Annotated in this window: 23 protein-coding genes; 14 read left to right on the top strand and 9 right to left on the bottom strand. The window is 57.6% G+C overall.

Annotated elements, in window-relative coordinates; translation table 11 throughout:
* Positions 1–43 precede the first annotated feature (43 nt).
* Together GA830_RS14815 and GA830_RS14810 are read right to left on the bottom strand one after the other, a co-directional pair.
* Entirely contained in the window at positions 44–1,576 is a 1,533-nt protein-coding gene (locus tag GA830_RS14815) for an acyl-CoA carboxylase subunit beta (RefSeq protein ID WP_195162569.1), read from the bottom strand.
* 107 nt (positions 1,577–1,683) lie between these two features.
* Positions 1,684–2,124 (bottom strand): VOC family protein, encoded by a 441-nt coding sequence (locus tag GA830_RS14810; protein WP_195162568.1) that lies wholly within the window; start codon positions 2,122–2,124, stop codon positions 1,684–1,686.
* 239 nt (positions 2,125–2,363) lie between these two features.
* Here GA830_RS14810 and GA830_RS14805 point away from each other — a divergent pair, with 239 nt between their 5' ends.
* Both GA830_RS14805 and GA830_RS14800 read left to right on the top strand, forming a co-directional pair.
* Entirely contained in the window at positions 2,364–2,960 is a 597-nt protein-coding gene (locus GA830_RS14805) for a cold-shock protein (RefSeq protein ID WP_195162567.1), read from the top strand.
* A 30-nt stretch (positions 2,961–2,990) separates the two neighbouring features.
* Complete coding sequence (locus GA830_RS14800) at positions 2,991–3,746, top strand: alpha/beta fold hydrolase (RefSeq protein ID WP_195162566.1); 756 nt, start codon at positions 2,991–2,993, stop codon at positions 3,744–3,746.
* Here the strand turns inward: GA830_RS14800 and GA830_RS14795 are convergent.
* Positions 3,743–4,921, bottom strand: a complete 1,179-nt coding sequence (locus GA830_RS14795) for a LacI family DNA-binding transcriptional regulator (protein ID WP_195162565.1) — start codon at positions 4,919–4,921, stop codon at positions 3,743–3,745. The genes GA830_RS14800 and GA830_RS14795 overlap by 4 nt on opposite strands.
* Positions 4,922–4,941: 20 nt before the next feature.
* Here GA830_RS14795 and GA830_RS14790 point away from each other — a divergent pair, with 20 nt between their 5' ends.
* Genes GA830_RS14790 through GA830_RS14780 form a run of 3 tightly spaced genes read left to right on the top strand, consistent with a single transcriptional unit; the run spans position 4,942 to position 8,481 of the window.
* Positions 4,942–6,465 carry a sugar ABC transporter ATP-binding protein gene (locus GA830_RS14790; protein WP_195162564.1) on the top strand — a complete coding sequence of 508 codons (1,524 nt, stop codon included), beginning with the start codon at positions 4,942–4,944 and terminating at the stop codon, positions 6,463–6,465.
* Positions 6,462–7,466, top strand: coding sequence for an ABC transporter permease (locus tag GA830_RS14785; RefSeq protein ID WP_195162563.1), 1,005 nt, complete (start codon positions 6,462–6,464; stop codon positions 7,464–7,466). Before GA830_RS14790 ends, GA830_RS14785 begins: the two co-directional genes overlap by 4 nt.
* 52 nt (positions 7,467–7,518) lie before the next feature.
* Positions 7,519–8,481, top strand: coding sequence for a substrate-binding domain-containing protein (locus GA830_RS14780; protein WP_308460449.1), 963 nt, complete (start codon positions 7,519–7,521; stop codon positions 8,479–8,481).
* Positions 8,482–8,566: 85 nt separating this feature from the next.
* Here the strand turns inward: GA830_RS14780 and GA830_RS14775 are convergent, their stop codons facing one another.
* Positions 8,567–9,154, bottom strand: coding sequence for an HD domain-containing protein (locus tag GA830_RS14775; protein WP_195162562.1), 588 nt, complete (start codon positions 9,152–9,154; stop codon positions 8,567–8,569).
* A 188-nt stretch (positions 9,155–9,342) separates the two neighbouring features.
* Between GA830_RS14775 and cysE the strand changes: the two genes are divergently transcribed.
* Together cysE and GA830_RS14765 are read left to right on the top strand one after the other, a co-directional pair.
* Positions 9,343–10,188, top strand: a complete 846-nt coding sequence (gene cysE / locus GA830_RS14770; RefSeq protein WP_195162561.1) for a serine O-acetyltransferase — start codon at positions 9,343–9,345, stop codon at positions 10,186–10,188.
* A 108-nt stretch (positions 10,189–10,296) separates the two neighbouring features.
* The gene (locus GA830_RS14765; RefSeq protein ID WP_195162560.1) at positions 10,297–10,503 is read left to right on the top strand and encodes a DUF3126 family protein; all 207 of its coding nucleotides are present in this window, start codon (positions 10,297–10,299) and stop codon (positions 10,501–10,503) included.
* Between the two features lie 2 nt (positions 10,504–10,505).
* On the opposite strand, the gene GA830_RS14760 is transcribed toward GA830_RS14765, so the two are convergent.
* On the bottom strand, positions 10,506–11,240 hold the full coding sequence (locus GA830_RS14760) for a hypothetical protein (RefSeq protein WP_195162559.1): 735 nt from the start codon (positions 11,238–11,240) through the stop codon (positions 10,506–10,508).
* A gap of 98 nt (positions 11,241–11,338) precedes the next feature.
* On the opposite strand from GA830_RS14760, the gene GA830_RS14755 reads away from it, so the two are divergent.
* Positions 11,339–11,869, top strand: coding sequence for a gamma carbonic anhydrase family protein (locus GA830_RS14755; RefSeq protein ID WP_195162558.1), 531 nt, complete (start codon positions 11,339–11,341; stop codon positions 11,867–11,869).
* Between the two features lie 107 nt (positions 11,870–11,976).
* On the opposite strand, the gene GA830_RS14750 is transcribed toward GA830_RS14755, so the two are convergent.
* From GA830_RS14750 to GA830_RS14740, 3 genes are all read right to left on the bottom strand, one after another.
* A complete protein-coding gene (locus tag GA830_RS14750; RefSeq protein WP_195164973.1) occupies positions 11,977–12,582 on the bottom strand; it encodes a transglutaminase-like cysteine peptidase in 606 nt (201 codons plus the stop codon).
* A gap of 315 nt (positions 12,583–12,897) precedes the next feature.
* Entirely contained in the window at positions 12,898–13,518 is a 621-nt protein-coding gene (locus tag GA830_RS14745) for a PilZ domain-containing protein (protein ID WP_195164972.1), read from the bottom strand.
* A 92-nt stretch (positions 13,519–13,610) separates the two neighbouring features.
* Complete coding sequence (locus GA830_RS14740) at positions 13,611–14,252, bottom strand: PAS domain-containing protein (protein ID WP_195164971.1); 642 nt, start codon at positions 14,250–14,252, stop codon at positions 13,611–13,613.
* Between the two features lie 333 nt (positions 14,253–14,585).
* Between GA830_RS14740 and GA830_RS14735 the strand changes: the two genes are divergently transcribed.
* From GA830_RS14735 to GA830_RS14710, 6 genes are all read left to right on the top strand, one after another.
* Complete coding sequence (locus tag GA830_RS14735; protein ID WP_195162557.1) at positions 14,586–15,356, top strand: rhomboid family intramembrane serine protease; 771 nt, start codon at positions 14,586–14,588, stop codon at positions 15,354–15,356.
* Between the two features lie 109 nt (positions 15,357–15,465).
* On the top strand, positions 15,466–15,897 hold the full coding sequence (locus GA830_RS14730; protein ID WP_195162556.1) for a CBS domain-containing protein: 432 nt from the start codon (positions 15,466–15,468) through the stop codon (positions 15,895–15,897).
* A gap of 147 nt (positions 15,898–16,044) precedes the next feature.
* Positions 16,045–17,544, top strand: a complete 1,500-nt coding sequence (gatB, locus tag GA830_RS14725) for an Asp-tRNA(Asn)/Glu-tRNA(Gln) amidotransferase subunit GatB (protein ID WP_195162555.1) — start codon at positions 16,045–16,047, stop codon at positions 17,542–17,544.
* Between the two features lie 48 nt (positions 17,545–17,592).
* Entirely contained in the window at positions 17,593–18,084 is a 492-nt protein-coding gene (locus GA830_RS14720; protein ID WP_195162554.1) for a GNAT family N-acetyltransferase, read from the top strand.
* Positions 18,085–18,193: 109 nt separating this feature from the next.
* The gene (locus GA830_RS14715; RefSeq protein WP_195162553.1) at positions 18,194–18,589 is read left to right on the top strand and encodes an NADH:ubiquinone oxidoreductase subunit NDUFA12; all 396 of its coding nucleotides are present in this window, start codon (positions 18,194–18,196) and stop codon (positions 18,587–18,589) included.
* A gap of 121 nt (positions 18,590–18,710) precedes the next feature.
* Positions 18,711–19,148: a DUF2155 domain-containing protein gene (locus GA830_RS14710; protein ID WP_195162552.1), complete on the top strand. Its 438-nt coding sequence runs from the start codon at positions 18,711–18,713 to the stop codon at positions 19,146–19,148.
* Here GA830_RS14710 and aat read toward each other — a convergent pair.
* Positions 19,145–19,771, bottom strand: coding sequence for a leucyl/phenylalanyl-tRNA--protein transferase (aat, locus tag GA830_RS14705; protein WP_195162551.1), 627 nt, complete (start codon positions 19,769–19,771; stop codon positions 19,145–19,147). The genes GA830_RS14710 and aat overlap by 4 nt on opposite strands.
* Positions 19,772–19,787 lie beyond the last annotated feature (16 nt).

Below are 19,787 nucleotides of genomic sequence, written 5' to 3'. Positions count from 1 at the left end.
AAGTTCCAAAACGGTCACGGTCCAAGATGGAACAACGGCGTCTTTAAAGCGGAATATTGTCGTGCTTCTTCCAGGGGTTTTGCAGGTCCTTGTTTCGCAGCATGCGCAGTGCGCGGGCGACCCGTTTGCGGGTGGCGTGGGGCATGATGACCTCGTCAATGTAGCCGCGCTCGGCAGCGACGAAGGGCGAGAGGAAACGATCCTCGTAGGCCTTGGTGTGGGCGGCAATTTTTTCGGCGTCGCCGATATCGCTGCGGTAGATGATTTCGACTGCGCCGCGGGCGCCCATGACGGCGATCTGCGCTGTCGGCCAAGCGTAGTTCATATCGCCGCGCAGATGTTTTGAGGCCATCACATCATAGGCGCCACCATAGGCCTTTCGCGTGATGACGGTGATTTTTGGCACGGTTGCCTCGGCATAGGCGAAGAGCAGTTTTGCGCCATGCTTGATCAGGCCGCCATATTCCTGCGCTGTGCCGGGCAAGAAACCGGGGACATCGACGAAGGTGACGAGCGGGATGTTGAAGCAATCGCAAAAGCGCACGAAGCGGGCCGCCTTGCGTGATGCATCGCTGTCGAGGACGCCAGCCAGTACCATCGGCTGATTGGCGACGAAACCGACCGTGCGGCCTTCGACGCGGCCAAAGCCGGTAACGATGTTTTTGGCGAACGCGGCCTGGATCTCGAAAAAGTCCGCCTCATCACATGTTTTAAGGATGAGCTCCTTGATATCATACGGCTTGTTGGCGTTGTCGGGGATGAGGCGGTCGAGCGACATGTCAAAGTCGTCGACGCCCTGTGCGCATTCGATTTCGGGCAGATCGCCGGTGTTGGATTGCGGCAAAAGGTCGATAAGCCGGCGCATCTGCAGCAATGCTTCAATGTCATTGTCATAGGCGCCATCGGCAATAGAGGATTTGGTGGTGTGGACGGATGCGCCGCCCAATTGCTCGGCGGTGACTGTCTCGTTGGTGACGGTCTTCACCACATCCGGGCCGGTGACGAACATGTAGGACGTGTCGCGCACCATGAAGATGAAATCGGTCATGGCAGGCGAATAGACATCGCCACCGGCGCAGGGGCCCATGATCACAGAAATTTGAGGGATGACGCCGGAAGCCAGAACGTTGCGTTGAAAAATTTCGGCATAGCCGCCAAGCGCTGCAACGCCTTCCTGGATGCGGGCGCCGCCGGCATCATAAAGCCCGATGATCGGCGCGCGGTTGCGCAGCGCCATCTCCTGGACTTTTATCACCTTTTCAGCGTGCGCCTCCGATAGCGAGCCGCCGAAAACGGTAAAATCCTTCGCGAAGACGAAGACAGTGCGGCCATTGATCGTGCCCCATCCGGTGACGACGCCGTCACCGGAAATTTTCTGCTTGCCCATGCCAAAATCGGTGGAGCGATGTTCGACGAACATGTCGAACTCCTCGAAGGAATTATCGTCGAGGAAAACCTCGATGCGCTCGCGGGCGGTCAGTTTGCCCTTTTTGTGCTGCGCATCGATTCTTGCCTGGCCGCCGCCGGCGCGTGCTGCCGCGCGGCGACGTTCCAGTTCGATCAGCACTTCCTTCATGGCAGTCGCTCCCCGGCTTTTGCAGCAGGTGTTAGCATGCCGGTGCGTGAGCGCAAGCCGGTGGGGTGGAGCGATCACAAAGCTAATATTTGGCGGGTGCTTGCGACCTACCAGCTGCCGGTGTTGGGCATCGACGCCCAGGGTTCGGCCTTTTCCTTTGCAGGGCCCTTTTGCAACAGCTCGATGGAGATGCCGTCGGGCGATTTGATGAAGGCCATGTTGCCGTCGCGGGGCGGGCGGTTAATGGTGACACCCTTGTCAATCAGGTTCTGGCAGGTGGCGTAGATGTCGTCGACCTCATAGGCGAGATGGCCGAAATTGCGCCCACCTTGGTATTCTTCAGGATCCCAGTTGTAGGTGAGCTCGACGAGCGGTGCCTTATCCCGGGTTCCGGCATCCACATCCTCGGAGGCGGCGAGGAAAACCAGCGTGAAGCGCCCGCCCTCGTTTTCAATGCGGCGCACTTCCTTGAGACCGAACTTGTTCACATAGAAATCGAGCGCGTGGTCGAGGTCGGCGACGCGGACCATGGTGTGCAGATATCGCATTCGTGAATTCCTCGCTGATAGGGATGGTTGGGACCATATGGTGGTTGTTCGCGCCACCGCAACAGGGGAGCGCGATATATGAGCCAATCCAGATATATGCGGGCGGAGCAAAGAACAGCCTCAGTATTTCGTGGGTAGTGCTGAAAAATGATCATCAGCACTTGCATCGGCCGGAATCCGAAGTGCTATTCTAACAATCAAGAATCAGTGGCGGCATTTCGAGGAAAGGGTTCATTCGCATGGGGGACAAAGCCTCTTTGACGGGGCATGACGTGTCGGGAGAGGACGCGTCAACCCGGAGCGAAGCTGGCGATCAAGCCGGCCTGACCGAGATATCTGGATCCATAAAATGGTTTGACGTGGCCAAGGGCTACGGGTTCATCCTGCCGGATGAGGATGGTGTCGGTGACGTGCTGCTGCACGTGACGTGTCTGCGCCGCGATGGTTTCCAGACAGCGCTCGAAGGCGCGCGTATCGTTTGTCTGGCTAAGCCTGGCGACCGTGGCATGCAGGCGTTCAGCGTGCTTTCCATCGATCTTTCCACCGCAGTGCACCCGGCAGAAATGCAGGAGCAGCGCACACATGTCGCCGTGACGCCCGAAAGCGGGCTGGAGCGGGCGCTGGTGAAGTGGTTCAACCGCACTAAGGGGTTTGGCTTCCTGACGCGTGGCGAGGGCACCGAGGATATTTTCGTCCACATGGAAACGCTGCGCCGCTTCGGCGTCACCGAATTGAAGCCGGGACAGGTTGTGCTGGTACGGTTCGGACGTGGCGACAAGGGGCTGATGGCTGCCGAAATTCATCCCGATATGGGTACCTTGCCAGCTTCGCACTGATTTTTCACCAGCGTCGGGCAATCTTCCAAAATGACTTCTTTTACACATGACGGTTTTGATCTCGCATTCCTTGACCGAGGCGAGGGGGAACCGGTTCTGCTGATCCACGGATTTGCCTCAAGCCATCTCGTCAACTGGGTGTCACCGGGCTGGTTCAAAACGCTGAACGAGGCCGGCTACCGCGCCATCGCCTTTGACCATCGCGGCCACGGCCAATCGACCAAAAGCCACGACCCGGCGGATTACACGCCGGAAAAGATGGCCAGCGACGCTGCGGCCCTGCTCGACCATCTCGGGATCGCGCGGGCGCATGTGATGGGCTATTCGATGGGCGCGCGCGTCTCGGCTTTTCTGGCGCTGGCGAAGCCCGACAAAGTGGCGACGCTGGTGTTTGGTGGTCTTGGAATCGGCATGGTGGACGGCGTCGGCGACTGGGACCCTATCGCCGATGCGCTGCGTGCCGAGGATGCCGCGACCGTTACCCACGCGCGCGGAAAAATGTTTCGGGCGTTTGCAGATCAGACCCGCAGTGACCGCAAGGCGCTTGCCGCCTGCATCGAAACCTCGCGCACGCTTTTGAGCGAGAACGACATGGCCCGCATCACCCAGCCGACATTGGTGGCAGTGGGGACAACGGATGACATCGCCGGCAATCCTGTTGCTCTCGCAGCGATGATGCCCGATGCACAGGCATTGGCTATCGAGGGGCGCGACCACATGCTTGCTGTCGGCGACAAGATGTTCAAGCAGAAAGTGATCGCGTTTCTGGGCGAGAAGGGAATCTAGCCCAGCCGGGCGACGGAATTGCGCAGGATCAACTCACTGCGCAACAGAACCTCGCGCTGTTCTACCGGTTTGCCTTCCACGACAGTCAGAAGCAAGTTCATGGCGGCCTCGCCGATCCGCGAGCGCGGCTGCTTCATGGTGGTCAGCGAGGGCGTGACGAAGCTGGCAAACGATATGTCGTCAAAACCCATGACCGAGAATCGCCCAGGCAGGTCGTAGCCGCGGGCGTTGAGAGAGATGAGCACGCCGAGCGCTGTGGCATCGTTCACGCACAGAAATGCCGTCGGCAGAATATCGCGCACAAACATCAACTCTATCGCCTGGCGGCCGCTCTCCGTTGTGCCGTCACCATCGAGAATGAGCATCGGGTCAATTGGGATGCCGGCATTATCAAGTGCGGCGCGATACCCCTTCTCGCGCAAGCTGTTGACGATGCGGCTTGAGCGCCCGACGAAAGCAATACGCCGGTGACCTTGCGAGACAAGGTGCTCGGCGGCGATGCGGGCACCTTCGAAATTGTCGACGCCGACAAATGGGATGTCATTGCCTGGTACCGGCTCGTTGACCGCGACCATAGGGGGAGGGCGCTGATCGCGCTGGTCCCGCACATAGCCGAACGGTAAATGGCCAGTGAGCAGGATGAGACCGTCTGCCTGATTGGAACTGATGAAGCGCAGGTAAGCGGTTTCGCGTGTTGGGTCGTTTTGCGTGTTTCCGATGAGAATGCCGTAGCCACGCTTGCTGGCCTCCGTCTCGAGGCCGACCAGGATGTTGGAAAAATTCGGATCGCCGACGTCAGGGGCGAGGATGAGGATCATGTTGCTGCGGCGCATGCGCAGCGAACGGGCCATTGCGTTGGTGGTGTAGCCGGTGCGTGCGATTGCATCGTTGACGCGGCGCCGCGTGGTTTCGGCGACCTTGGTCGGCTCGTTGACGACACGGCTGACCGTGGCGATAGATACGCCAGCAAGCGCCGCAACGTCCTCGATTGTCGCCAGTTTCTGGTGCAGCACGTAGCCCCCGCCTTGGCTCTCTATCCGGCGCCGCGATGGCGGGCGAATACAGGATGCCGACCCTGCGATGGTATAACACCCACCGATTATGTAAACCTTTACATGGGAAATGAAAACCTTTACATTTGCCTTCAGGTCAGGCGCCGGGAGGTTGAGCGCCATGTCCGGGGGGAGTTTCCAGAATGACGAGCAATGGCACGTCGGGAGCGCCGATTCTTTCGGCCAGCAGGATTTCGAAATCTTATGGCGAGATACCGGTGCTGTTCAGCATCGACTTTGATGTGCTCCCCGGTGAGGTGCATGCCGTCATCGGTGAGAACGGTGCCGGCAAGTCGACGCTGATCAAGGTTCTGTCCGGTTTTGAGCAGCCGAGCTCCGGCACGCTCTCCTTCAACGGCAAGCCCATGAAGCTGCCGCCGAACGGCGAAGCGGAGGGGCTGGGCATCGTCCTCATCCATCAGGAATTCAACCTTGCCGAACATCTGACTGTGGTGGAATCGATTTTCCTTGGCCGTGAGCTCAAGCGCTTCGGTTTTCTTAATGTCGGCCGTATGCGCGCCGAGGCACAGGCTCTCCTCGACATGCTGCATGTGGGCATTGATCCGCAGGCGCGGATCAGTGAGCTGTCGGTTGCGGACAAGCAGATGGTTGAGATTGCCAAGGCGATCAGCCGCGATGCCAAAGTTCTGATCATGGACGAGCCGACGGCGGTCTTTTCGGTCTCTGAAACAGATACGCTGTTTGAGCAGATCAATAGGCTGACGGCGCGCGGCGTCGCGATCATATTCATTTCGCACAAGCTCGATGAGGTCATGCACTTGGCCAACCGGGTCACTGTGCTGCGGGACGGCCAGTTGATCGCCACTGTTTCGGCTGCGGCACTGACGCCGGATTCAGCGGCGCAGATGATGGTCGGGCGCGAACTGTCCAACCTTTATCCGCCAAAGCACGAACCCGATGTCGACGCCCCGCATGTTCTGTCTGTGCGCAATCTGGAAGCGCGCGGTGTCAAGGATGTCTCGTTCGACCTCAGACGCGGCGAAGTGCTGGGCTTTGCCGGGCTAATCGGATCGGGGCGCACGGCGGTGGCTGAGGCACTGGTGGGGCTGAACCACAAGACGGGCGGCTCCGTCGAGATGGGCGGCAAGCCTGGCAATTTTACCGCAGTCGCCCAGTCAGTCGCAGCGGGGCTCGCCTACATGACGAAAGACCGCAAAGGCAAAGGCCTGCTGATCAATATGGGGCTACGGCCCAACCTCACGCTCTTAACGCTAGAAAAGCATCTGAAACGCGGTTTCCTCGACACATCCAGCGAGATCAAGGCGCTGGAGCGGGCGGTACGGCGCTTTGATATCCGTGCCCGTGATGCCTCGGTGAAGGCCGGCCAGCTTTCGGGCGGCAATCAGCAAAAGCTGATGCTCGGGAAGACGATGGAGAGCGAACCGCAGATCATCATCATGGATGAGCCGACGCGCGGCATCGATGTCGGAACCAAACAGCAGATTTATCACATCATCGCCGCCCTGGCGGCCGAGGGCCAGTCGATCATCCTGATTTCGTCGGAGCTTCAGGAGGTGATCGGCCTCAGCCACCGGGTCATGGTGATGCGCGACGGGCGCATCGTCGGCGAATTGGTAGGTGATGCGATCACCGAAGAGCAGATCGTGCGTCATCAGATGGGCATAGCAAAAAGGGCAGCGGCATGACGAGTTTGGCGACCGGTGAAAGCAAGGCGCAACGCCGCCCAAATCTGCGTCTCAGCGTGTTTGGGCCACTCGTGGCGCTGGTGCTGTTGATGCTGCTGGGCACGTCTCTCAACGAAAACTTCCTCAGCATTGCCAATCTGTCCAACATCGTCGCCCGCTCGGTCTTTATCGGCCTGATTGCCATTGGTGCGACCTTTGTCATCACGTCCGGCGGGCTCGATCTGTCGGTCGGCTCGATGGCAGCTTTTATCGCCGGCGTCATGATCCTCATTATCAACGGCGCTGAATCCTCTATGGGTCATGGCTGGTCTGTGATTGCGCTGGGAATTTTCGCCGGACTTGTCATAGGCAGCGCAGGCGGGGCGCTCAACGGTGCTTTAATTGCGGTCGGGCGTATCGAGCCGTTTATCGTGACGCTCGGGACGCTCGGTATTTTTCGTGCGCTGATCACGTTTCTCGCTGATGGGGGTACGCTGAACCTCAACATTCAAGCTGCCGACATCTACGAGCCGCTTTATTCGGGCAAGGTTTTCGGCATTTCGGTGCCGATTATCGTGTTTGCGGTGGTCGCGATCATTGCCGAGATTGTGCTGCGGCGGACGACGTTCGGGCGCCATATCGCGGCCATCGGGTCGAACGAGCAAGTGGCGCGCTATTCAGCCATCAAGGTCGACCGGGTGCGGTTGATGACCTACATCCTCCAAGGGTTGCTCGTGGGCGCTGCCGCGGTGCTTTACGTGCCGAAGTTTGGCTCGGCCAACAGTTCGACTGCGGTGCTTTGGGAGTTGCAGGCTATTGCGGCAGTGATCATTGGCGGCACCACCTTGCGCGGCGGGTTTGGCCGAATCTGGGGCACGGTGGTGGGTGTCATCATCCTCGAATTGATTGGCAACATTCTCAATCTGCAGAGCCTGATCAGCCCATATCTCAATCAGGCATTTCTGGGCGCAATCATCATCATCGCCGTGCTCTTGCAGCGCAGCGGGAAGGCGGGCGGCTAACAAGTTTCCAGTTCTACGCAACGCCCTAAGGGGCAATCAACGGGAGGAAAACATGAACATGAATTTTATCAAATCGACAGCGCTGGCGGGACTGCTGGTCGCGGGCGTGGCCGTCGGGTCAGCATCTGCTGAAGAAAAGACCTACACGATCGGCGTTTCGGTCCCGACTGCTGATCACGGCTGGACTGGCGGCGTAGGCTTTTTTGCGCAGCAGGCAGTGGAGCGTCTTGAAAAGGCCTATCCAAACCTGAAATTCGTGCTGGCGACCGCACCGGATTCGACCCGGCAGGCTGCCGATCTTGAAGACATGGTCACAACCCGCGATATCGACGCGCTGGTGGTTCTGCCAGGCGATCCGGATGCCATGACTGCCTCGATCAAGAAGGTGAAAGATGCTGGCAAATGGGTGACGGTGATCGACCGCGCGCTCAGCCAAGAGGGCATTGAGGATCTTTACGTGGCCGGCGATAATCCGGGCCTTGGAGCCACCACCGCGAAGTATTTCAAGGAAGCGCTGCCACATGGCGGCAACATTGTGGTTCTGCGCGGCCTGCCGATCCCAATCGACAAGCAGCGTTATGATGCCTTTATGGAAGGCATCGCCGGGACCGAGATCAAGGTGCTGGACAACCAGTTCGCCAACTGGAACCGCGATGACGGCTACAAGGTGATGCAGGACTTTTTGACCAAGCATTCCAAGATCGACGCGGTCTGGTGCCAGGACGACGACATTCTGATCGGGGTGCTGAAAGCTCTCAAGGAAGCCGGTCGTGAAGACGAGATGTGGGTTGTTGGCGGCGCTGGCATGAACCAGATCGTCAAAATGGTGGCGGCAGGCTCCAAGCAGGTGCCTGTTGATGTCAGCTACAATCCCAACATGGTTGCGACCGCCATCGATCTGACTGCACTCCACTTTGTGGCCAATGCGCAGGTCGACGGTACGATGATCATCAACTCGACACTGATCACCAAGGAAAATGCGGCGCAGTTTGACTATCCGAATACACCGTTCTGATCAGCACAACTGCTAACTCCATAACAAAGGCCGCCTTGATCCGGGCGGCCTTTTCCATTGGGGTCGAGTTTCGACCGCGTGCAGTTCAAGTCAGGCTGTCGAGCGAACGGATGAGATTTTTGCGTGCCTGATCCTCATAGATCTGGCAAAATAGCGGGGTATTGTAAACGCTTGGGCGGGCAAGAAAATTCGTCAAAAAGGCAGCCCTGCCTTTGCGCCAGTCGTCTTCGCTAACCCAGGCATATTCCTTGCGGACAGCTGCCTCGTAAATATCAAACTCCTGTGGAGGAGCACCGAGGATGGCGAGATCCATATCGAGAAACATTGCTGCATCACGCCGCCTGTCCTCAGGGCCTAGATCAGGAACCTGATGGGTATTGGTGGCTTCGATCATCCTGACAATGCAGTGCAGGCGTTCTGGCACGATCCTGCGCGACAAGTAGCGGGCTGCGAGCTCTGCGCTCTTTTCCTCATTGTCCTTGCGGGCGCTGTCGTAAATGGCGTCGTGAAACCAGATGGCCGTTTCTACCAGATCGGCGTCGATAAGCGCCGGTCGGTGGCGCAGCGCAATGGCGAGCAGAGATTCAATGTGTGCCGCATTATGGTAGTGGCGATCAGGGGCGTTGTACAACACCAGAAGGCTCGCCTTGAGGGCGTCATCAACCAGAGGCATGATACGCAATTTGCAACCCCCGCTGCACTAACTAGTCCGATGATAACACTAATACGCTTTCCTTGCGCTCTGAATCGCCACCAACCACATTCATTTGATGAAGGATTCAGGAATTTTGAGTACTACGATGGTTGATATGGGCGTATAAGTAATCGCCATACGCGCAAAGCGCAGGTACGGAGACTGTGATGAATTCTTTGAGCGCGCCGCGCAGCCGGCTGAGGCCAGTCGATCCGATCTGGGCAGCTATTCGTAGCGAGGCAGAGCAGGCGGTGGCAGTCGACCCGTTGCTCGCTGCGTTTCTCTATTCCACCATCCTCCACCACGACAATTTGGAAGACGTGGTCATCCATCGGCTCGCCGAGCGGCTTGATCATCAGGATCTGAGCGCCGACCTCATTCGGCAGACGTTTCATGCGATGGCGAAGGACGTGCCCGAATGGTCGTCGATCGTGCGTGTCGACATCCAGGCTTATTATGATCGCGATCCGGCCTGCGACCGGTTCCTGATGCCGGTGCTTTATTTCAAGGGGTTTCACGCCATCCAGACGCATCGTCTAGCGCACTGGCTTTGGAATACAGGACGCCGCGATTTTGCCCTCTATCTGCAAAGCCGGTCGTCTTCCGTGTTCCAGACCGATATCAATCCGGCATCACAAATCGGCAAAGGCATCTTTATCGATCACGCGACGGGGCTTGTGGTGGGTGAAACCGCTGTCATCGAGGACAATGTCTCAATCCTGCACGGGGTTACGCTCGGCGGTACGGGCAAGGCCGGTGGCGACCGTCATCCGAAAATTCGCCACGGCGTCCTCATCGGAGCCGGCGCGAAGATTCTTGGAAATATCGAAGTGGGGCACTGCTCGAAGGTTGCTGCCGGGTCGGTAGTGCTCGCACCGGTACCTCCCAACAAAACTGTTGCCGGCGTGCCGGCCCGCGTTGTCGGCGAATCGGGCTGCGAGCAGCCTTCGCGCCAGATGGACCAACTTTTGCCAGATGCCCAACTTGATCAGATAGAGAGCTTCGATATCTGACCGGTCGCCTGTGCACTCTGCGGGTCTGAAAGTCTGCGTCGCCTTTACATCGCCATTATGGACGTGTCAGAAGCGCGCAATCAATCGAATTGCGAGCGGAGAAAACCGTTGACCCCTGCAGAGATCAAAAAGTTGGAAGCGTTTTTCAGGCGTGCTTTCAAGAGCCCTACGATGGAAGTAAAGGCACGGCCGCGCAAGAACGATTCGGCTGAAGTCTATGTCGGCGTGGATTTCCTCGGGCTTGTCTATAAGGACGAGGAAGACGGCGACTATAACTTCTCGATGGCTATCCTCGACATCGACCTCGAGGTCTGAGATCAACGCCCGGTCTGGAGCATGGATCGGGCGCTATCGATGATTGCAGCGTCCAGTGCCGACCATTGGTCGAGCAGTTCTCTGGAAAATCTGTAAGACAGGATCAGACCATCGCCGACCGTAATGTCACGCTCGCAAGCAGCCAGCGATTCGTCGGCTGTCGGACCACTCAAGCAGCGCGCGACGAAGGGTGTATTGTCGCCTGGCCGTGCGGCAACGGCCAGCAACTCATTGGAATAACCTGATTTTTCAGTGAAGTCGTAAAGTGTGATCCCGGCACTGGCAGGCTTGCCTGGCTTGGCAATCAGCGCGCTGTAAATGGGCTCGAAACGGCCGCTCATGTCGCGTGACATGATCTGTGGTTCGAGAGATACGAAAAGCAATCTCTTGTCCGGTCCGAGGTTGTTGAAATCATCGCTGTGGGCTGTGCTGTAGCCGCCCATATCAGGCCAGTGGAGATACAATTCCAGCCGATCAGCAATTCCGTCGCGTCGCGACCGGTCGAAGCGGATCTTGTTGCCGGGCACCTTCAGGACATTGTTGCCGATCACCACTTCGTAAGGCGTAGAATCTTCGGTGTGCCCAGCCAGCGCGATAGCGTGCCCGAACCATCGCCCGCCAAAGCTGATGATGAGCGAAAGTACGGCCAATGCCGCGATGCCGTAAAATATGCGGATAAGAATTTTCGAGTCCACTGTTCTGAAATCATTTGCGGCGAGCGCTACGGCATTTTTCATGTGCGCAATCCGGTTGCAGGTGTCGGTCGCTTATCAAGATTGACTGTGGCCGGTTATGGTAAATGGATTGTAAATGCCGAGATGCGCAGGAGTACCCAATGCCGATTTATACGCTCGACGGGATAAGCCCCGAGTTTGACGAAAGGGCCAGCAACTGGGTGGCACCGGACGCGACCCTGATCGGGCGTGTGCGGCTCGGGCGCAATGCAGGGATTTGGTTCGGCGTTGTGATACGTGGAGACAATGAACTCATATCCATTGGAGACGACACCAACGTGCAGGAACACGCCGTGCTGCACACCGATGTGGGCTTTCCGATCACGATCGGACGGGGTTGCACAATTGGCCACAAGGCGATGCTCCACGGATGCAGCATCGGCGAAAACTGTCTTGTCGGCATGGGTGCCATTATCCTGAACGGCGCGAAGATCGGCAAAAATTCGCTTGTCGGTGCCGGCGCGCTGGTGACCGAGGGCAAGGAATATCCAGAAGGGTCGCTGATTGTCGGTGCGCCAGCCAAAGCCATTCGGATGCTGGACGAAGCGGCTATCAAGGGACTTCGCCAATCTGCTGCCCATTATGTTGAGAATGGGCGGCGGTTTATCGGAGGACTGGCCGTGGCCGAATGAGGCTTTCCTAAAAAGGAGGAGCCGGCCCGGGGACTGGGCCGGCTCCGTAACCCGGTCGATGGGGACGGGGAGGGTGGGGACTCGACCGAGTTATTCTGTGTGCCCGATTACTTTACCGAGCCGACCGCAATCGCGCGGCCAGTGTTGATGGATACCCAGGTGCCGGAATTGGTTTCCGACTGACGCTTCAAAAACGTGTAGTCGGTGTCCTGCCAGGCGAGAATGCGGGGTTCCAGATTGTCCAGAATGTAGTCGCCACCCCCTGTGCGTACGGTCAGGACTGCATGGCCATCACCATTGGTCTGGCGCACAACCGTGATCAGCAGGCTGCCGGCGGGAATGCCGAGTGCCATAAGCTCACGACGCTTTTCCAGGACATAATCCTCGCAATCGCCGACTGTGGTGGGAAACGACCAGACTTCTTCCTGCCCCCAGATTTCCATGTCAGTGCGCGGCGTGATGCGCGTGTTGACCGCATTGTTGACCGCGATTAGCTGACCCCAGAGCGACCGCGTCAGTGCGACGGGACGGGCGCTCGCTGTTTTCTGGCGGCATTCCTGCGGCTGGGTGAGGCAAAATTGGTAATGGCCGACTGGCTGCGTGGTACGCTTGCCGGTCGCCATGGACGCTGGCCCCTGCGCTTCTGCAGCGCTTGTCACGGCAGCAACCGCGAGAACAAGTGACGCTAGGTGAAGTGCTATCTTCTTTGTTATTGTTGTCATTGTTTAGTCTCCCCGAGTGAGGACACAATGACTGCAACGAATTTATTTGACGCAAAATCGCGAAGTAGATATTGAGTAAATACTGAACGGAGTTAGAATAAAAATAGAATAAAATAAGTATAAAAGTATCAGGAATTTGGCAAAGCGATGTTAACCATGCGGTTTGCGCCAGGCGAGGTAAAGGCTGCTGACGTTGACACCAATGCGTCATGTTGAGCGGTGGCTCGTTGAGCAGGCGGGGTGCACGGTAACTAAAAAAAAAAGGCCGCGAAGAGCGGCCTTTTTCGTTATGGGTGCCAGAGTGGATTACGTTCGGTTGGTTCCGCCGAATTCCTGCTCGAGACTGTCGGACCGCTGTACGACAGCGAATTCGATCGCAATGCCCTCGTCGAAATGCCGCACGACCTGGCCGCGCATGGTGCCGAGAGTAACTTGAACCCCGATGGCGGGACGGACGTCGATCTCAATCGCTGCACCCGACAGGGAAAGGTCGATGATGCGGCATGAATATTGGCGGCCATCGGACATGACAAGGAAACTGGTCGGGTTGCGCGGTGCCATGCGTTCGTGGCGGCGGTCTTCCGGCAGGTCCAGTTCATGCTTGTTCGCGAGCCAGGTCAATTGGGCCGCGAGCTTTTCGCGCTTCCGGTCGGATGCCACAATGGTCATGGCGAAACCGTCGTCTGTGGTGCGTGTCACATGGCCTTCCACACGGCCAAGGTGATCAAGATAGGCGATAATTTTTTCACCCTTCTCGCCAGGGCGGTCGCAGCGAAGTGAGACGTTGCCCGGCGACATGTCGATAACCTGACACGGGTGCTCGGACTTGTTCTCGAGCATGAACCGGCCATAAATCTTGACCCGAACGCGCTGGAAATTGCGCCGCTCGACAGGTGATGACGATAGATCGACCGCAGCGGGTTGCATCATGCTCTCTTCAAAACTACCTTCGCTGGGCGAAGAAACATGATTAGCGATATACAGATGTTCGGTTAACAAGCGGTTCCCCGGACCGCTTGTTAACCGCCTCGTCCTCCATCAAGTACAACCAGGTGGCGAAATCGTCGGCCGTTGCTTCGGGCGGAATCCGCGTCAGCTGTCAGCGCTGAAGTGTCAGGCGCGAGCGTTGGCACCGGTAGAATGTGGCGCGCTGCGCTGCGTGTCGACTCGGCGGCGGGATCTATCACGCGGACCGCTTCGAGTGCTGCCTCTACGATCGGGTCTGTGCCCAGCCAATAGGTTTTCTTCAATGCTGAAACGATGCCCAGGCATCTCGGGTTGGCGCTGCCGCCATCAAGGGGCAGAAGCAGCAGTTCAAAAAAGCTGGTCCGTCCCTCTCGGCTCACACCCTCAAACGTCAGCACGACCACGGATTGCGAGGAAAACACGTTCTGACTAAGCCGTCTGACGAGGCGCTGGTCTTTTTCCTTCCAGAGGGAAATGAACGAAAACCCCTTGAGCTCACGACCATAAGTAGCGCAAAGCCGGGTGCCGGCGAGGCGGAATACGGCTTCGCCACGCGCGTCTTTTTCCAGAATGAACGTATCAGCAAGCAGCTTCTTGATGTCGGCTGGTTCAATATCGGTGCGCAGCGGAGCGATACGGTCGGCGCGCAATCTGTCCCAATATTGGAACAATGACTGTGTCTCGTTCTGTTTCATGTTGGCCTCGTCACCACGATTCGTCCACTTTTTGTGCCATCGGTGAACAGAATCGCGCTTGCCGATGGGTCTACATGAGGGGTGCAGCAGGTTGCATGCCAGTCGCACTCGAGGTTGTTCACGGGCGGGGGTCGTTAAGGTTAACAGATGGTTTAGATTGTACCGGCACGGCTGCTGTGGCACTTAATCGGCAAGCTAAACGGGCGCCGTCACTCCAGTCACGGAAGACCCAGCGGAAAAAGTTTACAGGGGAGCAGGGGGCTCGGCGGCCGTTCAGGGAAACCTGAACGGCCTTCTTCTTTTCAGCCGGTCAAACAGGCCCTACATAGGCTGATGACCGAAAACCAGACTGAAGAAGAATCACCTCCCTTATCCGACCAGAAGATTGCGCCCGGTGGTTTTGAACCTGCCCGCGAGCCGGCGTTCAATCTGGCGCCGGTGATCGTGTGGCTGGCGGGAATCTGTGTCGTTGTCCACTTGGTGCGCGTTTATCTGATGGACGCGCATCAGGATGCTGTGCTGCTTGGGGCCGCAGCCTTTATCCCGGAGTTTTATTCCGGCCGGTATCCTATTGATATTTATGCATTCACCAGTCCGGTGACCTATTCGTTCTTGCACGGGTCGATGATGCATCTTGGCATCAATATGATCTGGCTGGCGGCATTTGGGTCTCCTCTAGCCTACAGGCTGGGCACGCTCAGGTTTTTGGGTTTTTGGATGTTGACCGCCGTGGCTGCAGCCTTGCTTCACTATCTGCTGCACATGAACGACGCCGTACCCCTGATCGGTGCTTCAGGTGCCATTTCCGGCATGATGGGAGCTGCAGCGCGGTTCGGCTTTCGCATCGACCGGCAGGCCCGCCATCCGGCTTTTGCCGGAATTCTGATGTCGTTTTCAGCTGTGTTTGGTTCGCGTACGGTGGTGACCTTCCTGACCATTTGGATGGCGGTGAACCTGATCACTGGTCTAATTGGTTTCGGCCCGGGGTCACAGGATTCGATCGCCTGGGAAGCGCATATCGGTGGATTTCTGGCTGGTTTTCTTCTCATCGGCTGGTTCGACCGGGAGCCTGCGCCTGAATTTGTCGAGCCCGATCCGAGCTAGCGGGTCCACAGGTCATCTTCCAACTTGAATTGCTGGGGCCGTGGGCGCACCATGGCCGGAGCCAACAGTGCCGGGGAGGGCGTCCCGGCGCACGAGGAAGGAGGCCATAATGACGGTGAAGGCAATTCTGGAACTTAAGGGCCATGACGTGGTGACCCTAGGACCCAACGAAAAGCTCTCGGAGGCCATAAAGGTGTTGGCCGAAAAGCGCATTGGTGCAATCGTCATCACCAATGGTGATCGCAAGATCGTCGGCATTTTGTCTGAACGCGATATCGTCCGCGCCATCGCGCAAGCCGGATCGATGGCGCTTGAGCACTCGGTGCGCGATGCGATGACGGCTAAAGTCAAAATCTGCAACGCCCATCATACAGTCAATGAAGTCATGGAGATCATGACAACAGGACGATTCCGTCACCTTCCGGTTGAGCAGAATGGCATGCTGGACGGGATCATCTCGATTGGTGATGTGGTCAAACGGCGGATCGAGGATGTCGAGCGTGAAGCCAGCGATATCCGGGCGTATATCGCGACTGCCTAGGTCGAATACCCGGCGCATGGTCTAACCGGGCGGCTGTAGCGCCCGGATTGCGGCATTGGGCTTGTCTCGTGACGAAGATTGCACTAGCGAAAAGCTATCTGGCTGGCATGCACGGCGCGTCGGCTCCCATATCTATTGCAGGCTTCCATGACCCTTGTTGACACCCGAACGCCAGAACCAAAACGTTTGATCGCCGGCGCGACCGGTGATTGGGAAGTTATCATCGGGCTGGAAGTCCATGCCCAGGTAACTTCCGAGGCAAAACTGTTTTCCGGCGCCTCGACGGCGTTTGGTGCCGAACCCAACGCCAACGTATCGCTGGTGGATGCGGCTATGCCTGGGATGTTGCCGGTCATCAACGAGGAATGCGTGCGCCAGGCGGTCCGCACCGGGCTAGGACTGAAGGCGCAGATCAACCTCAAGTCGGTTTTCGACCGGAAGAACTATTTTTATCCCGATCTGCCGCAAGGCTATCAGATTTCGCAGTTCAAGCAGCCGATCGTCGGCGAGGGCGTTGTGACTGTTTCGGTAGGGCCTGACAAAAAGGGCGCATTTGAAGACGTGGAAGTGGGAGTCGAGCGGCTGCATCTCGAGCAGGACGCGGGCAAATCGATCCATGACCAGCATCCGACCATGTCCTTCGTCGACCTTAATCGGTCTGGCGTGGCGCTGATGGAAATTGTTTCAAAGCCGGATATGCGCTCGGCCGACGAGGCAAAAGCCTATTTGACCAAATTGCGCACGATCGTACGCTATCTCGGCACCTGTGATGGCAACATGGATGAAGGCTCGATGCGCGCTGATGTCAACGTATCGGTGCGCCGTCCTGGTGAACCGTTTGGCACGCGCTGCGAAATCAAGAACGTCAATTCGATCCGTTTCGTCGGCCAGTCAATCGATTATGAGGCACGCCGCCAGATTGCCATTCTGGAAGATGGTGGTTCAATTGCACAGGAAACGCGGTTGTTCGACCCTGCCAAGGGCGAGACCCGTTCGATGCGCTCCAAGGAAGAGGCGCATGATTATCGCTATTTTCCAGACCCCGACTTGTTGCCGCTCGAATTCGACCAGGCATTTGTCGACGAACTTGCCAGAGATTTGCCGGAGCTTCCCGACGATAAGAAGGAGCGGCTAGTCTCTGCGCTCGGCCTGTCGGTCTACGATGCGTCAATCCTTGTGTCTGAAAAGGCGATTGCCGATTATTTCGAGCGCGTTGCGGCCGGGCGCGACGGGAAGATGGCGGCGAACTGGGTCATCAACGATCTGTTGGGTGCTCTGAACAAGGCCGGTAAAGCCATTGAAGAATCACCGGTTTCGCCCGAACAGCTTGGCGAGGTGCTGGATCTCATCATAGAAGGCGTGATCTCCGGAAAGATCGCCAAGGATCTTTTTGAAATCGTCTGGAATGAAGGTGGTAGCCCAAGAGAGCTGGTTGAAAGCCGGGGCATGAAGCAGGTGACCGACACCGGGGCCATTGAAAAGGCCGTGGACGAGATAATTGCTGCAAACCCCGACAAGGTGGAGCAGGCAAAGGAAAAGCCGACCATGGCTGGCTGGTTTGTCGGGCAGGTGATGAAGGCTACCGGGGGCAAGGCCAATCCACAGGCAGTCAATGATCTGGTGAAGGCGAAGCTGGGCATCGAATAGTGTTTTTCGTGCGATTTCAGGCGCGGGCATGACCAGCAGGGGATGACGATGTTTGTACGCACTACCAGCGAGCGTGACCTTTCGGCGATCAGCGCGCTGCTCGCCGAAACATGGCACGCAACCTATGATGAGATCTACGGATCGGCAAAGGTTGCCGAGATTACGGGCGCATGGCATTCGGTCGCCGCCCTTGAGGCGCGGCTTGCCTTGCCGCGCTCGGAGTTTCTGGTGGCTGATGACGGCAAAACACTAGGCGGCGTGGCGTTTGCACAGGCAGATGGAGACGGCGCGACGGTGATGCTGAAACAACTGTATATTCGCCCCGCATTTCAGGGACGGGGCATCGGGAGCATGCTTCTCGATGAGATCATCGAAAGCTTTTTCGAGGCCAAAAGGATCCGGCTCGAGGTCGAGGAAAAGAACGAAAAGGCTGTCGCGTTTTACCTGTCGCAGGGGTTTGTTGCCATGGGCCGGACACCACATTGCGGGGCCGATCAGTCTGGAATTCCAGCGTTGATCTATGAGCGCACCTTGACCTGAGATATCTGCCCTGCTGCGATGGCCATTCGTCGCGGCAGCGCTTGTTCCTCTTGCCATGCAGGAGCCGGGACGCCATAAGGCGAGTGCTTGCAGCAGTGAGGGCCGACCCATGAAATTTCTGACCCAGTTCTTCACCTGGTGGAACGGCCAGACGCTCGGCACGCGCTTTCACACCTGGCGTCATGGCACCGAGGTGGGCCACGACGAATTCGGCAACATATATTATCAGGGCGGCGTTGACTCCGAAGGCCGCACGCGCCGCTGGGTGATTTACAACGGCTATTCGGAAGCATCGATGATCCCTCCCGGCTGGCATGGCTGGATGCATCATCGAACCGACATTGCACCGGCACAGGAAGATTATAAACCGCGCCAGTGGCAGAAAGCCCATGAGCCGAACTTGACCGGAACGCCGGATGCTTATCGGCCAAAGGGCTCTGTTTTGACCAATGAACAGCGCCCGCGCGTGACCGGTGACTATGACGCCTGGACACCAGGCCAGTAGCGCAATAGCCGGGCGAGCCGTTATCGCCACAATTCGCGTTTATCCGAATTTTATGCATGCTGCGCCGACCAAAGAATTGAACGCAATTCTGATTCGGACGCAACTTCTGGTATCGATTTTTATGGCATTTGACTGGCGCATTTTTTCAGCTCGAATTTTCCAGACCGCGCTTGCTGCAAGTGTGGCATTTGTCGTCGGGTTGGCACCAGCCCAGGCTGAGCGGATCAAGAGGCCGATCGCCGAGTTTGCGGGTATCGATAAGATCACCGGGCGGATCATTACCTTTGATGTCTATGTCGACGAGACGGTTCAGTTTGGTGCGCTGCAGGTAACGCCGCGCGTGTGCTATGCGCGTCCAACCGAAGAAGCGCCGCGTACGGATTCCTTCGTTGAAGTCGACGAGATCACTCTCGACCGCAAGATACAGCGGATTTTCACCGGCTGGATGTTTGCCGAAAGCCCCGGTTTGAATGCCGTAGAGCATCCGGTCTATGATGTGTGGCTGAAGGCCTGCAAGGAAAAGTCTGAAGTTCCGCCACCGGAACCAACGACGAACTAGTCTGCGGCAGGCAGGAATTCAGCGTCCTCTTTCAGCGCCTCTTCCAACATTTCTTCATATCGGTTTCGCGGTACGTCGGTTGCGCCAAAACGCTTCAGGTGCTCGGTGGTAAATTGCGTGTCGAGCAGCGTGAAGCCGCGCGCATTGAGGTGTTCGACCAGCTTTACCAGACAGACTTTTGAAGCATCCCGGACCCGTGAAAACATGCTTTCTCCGAAGAATGCGCGGCCGAGAGTGACGCCATATAGGCCGCCTACCAGAGCGCCATTCTGCCAGGCTTCGACGGAATGGCAGTGGCCGCGCTCATGCAGAGAGACGTAGGCGTGGCGGATCGGCGGATTAATCCAAGTACTCTCGCGGTCGCTGCGCATTTCGGCGCAAGCATCAATGACAGCTTCGAAATCGTGGTCGAGTCTGACCTCGAAGGTACCTTGCGCGATCGTTTTGCGCAGGCTGCGTGGAATATGCAGTGCGTCTAGCGGGATGATGCCGCGGGTTTCCGGCCGGACCCAGAAAACCTCCGGGTCGCTGGCGCTTTCGGCCATCGGGAAAACGCCCGAAGCATAAGCCTTCAGGAGCAGCTCGGGCGGAATGCGATAACCGGGTGCGTAAGGGCGCGTCATCGCATTACAGATAGGC

The organism is Mesorhizobium sp. NBSH29 (assembly GCF_015500055.1).
GTDB lineage: Bacteria > Pseudomonadota > Alphaproteobacteria > Rhizobiales > Rhizobiaceae > Neomesorhizobium.
Note: the sequence above shows the minus strand (reverse complement) of the source record. Positions and strands in the feature narration are given on the sequence as shown.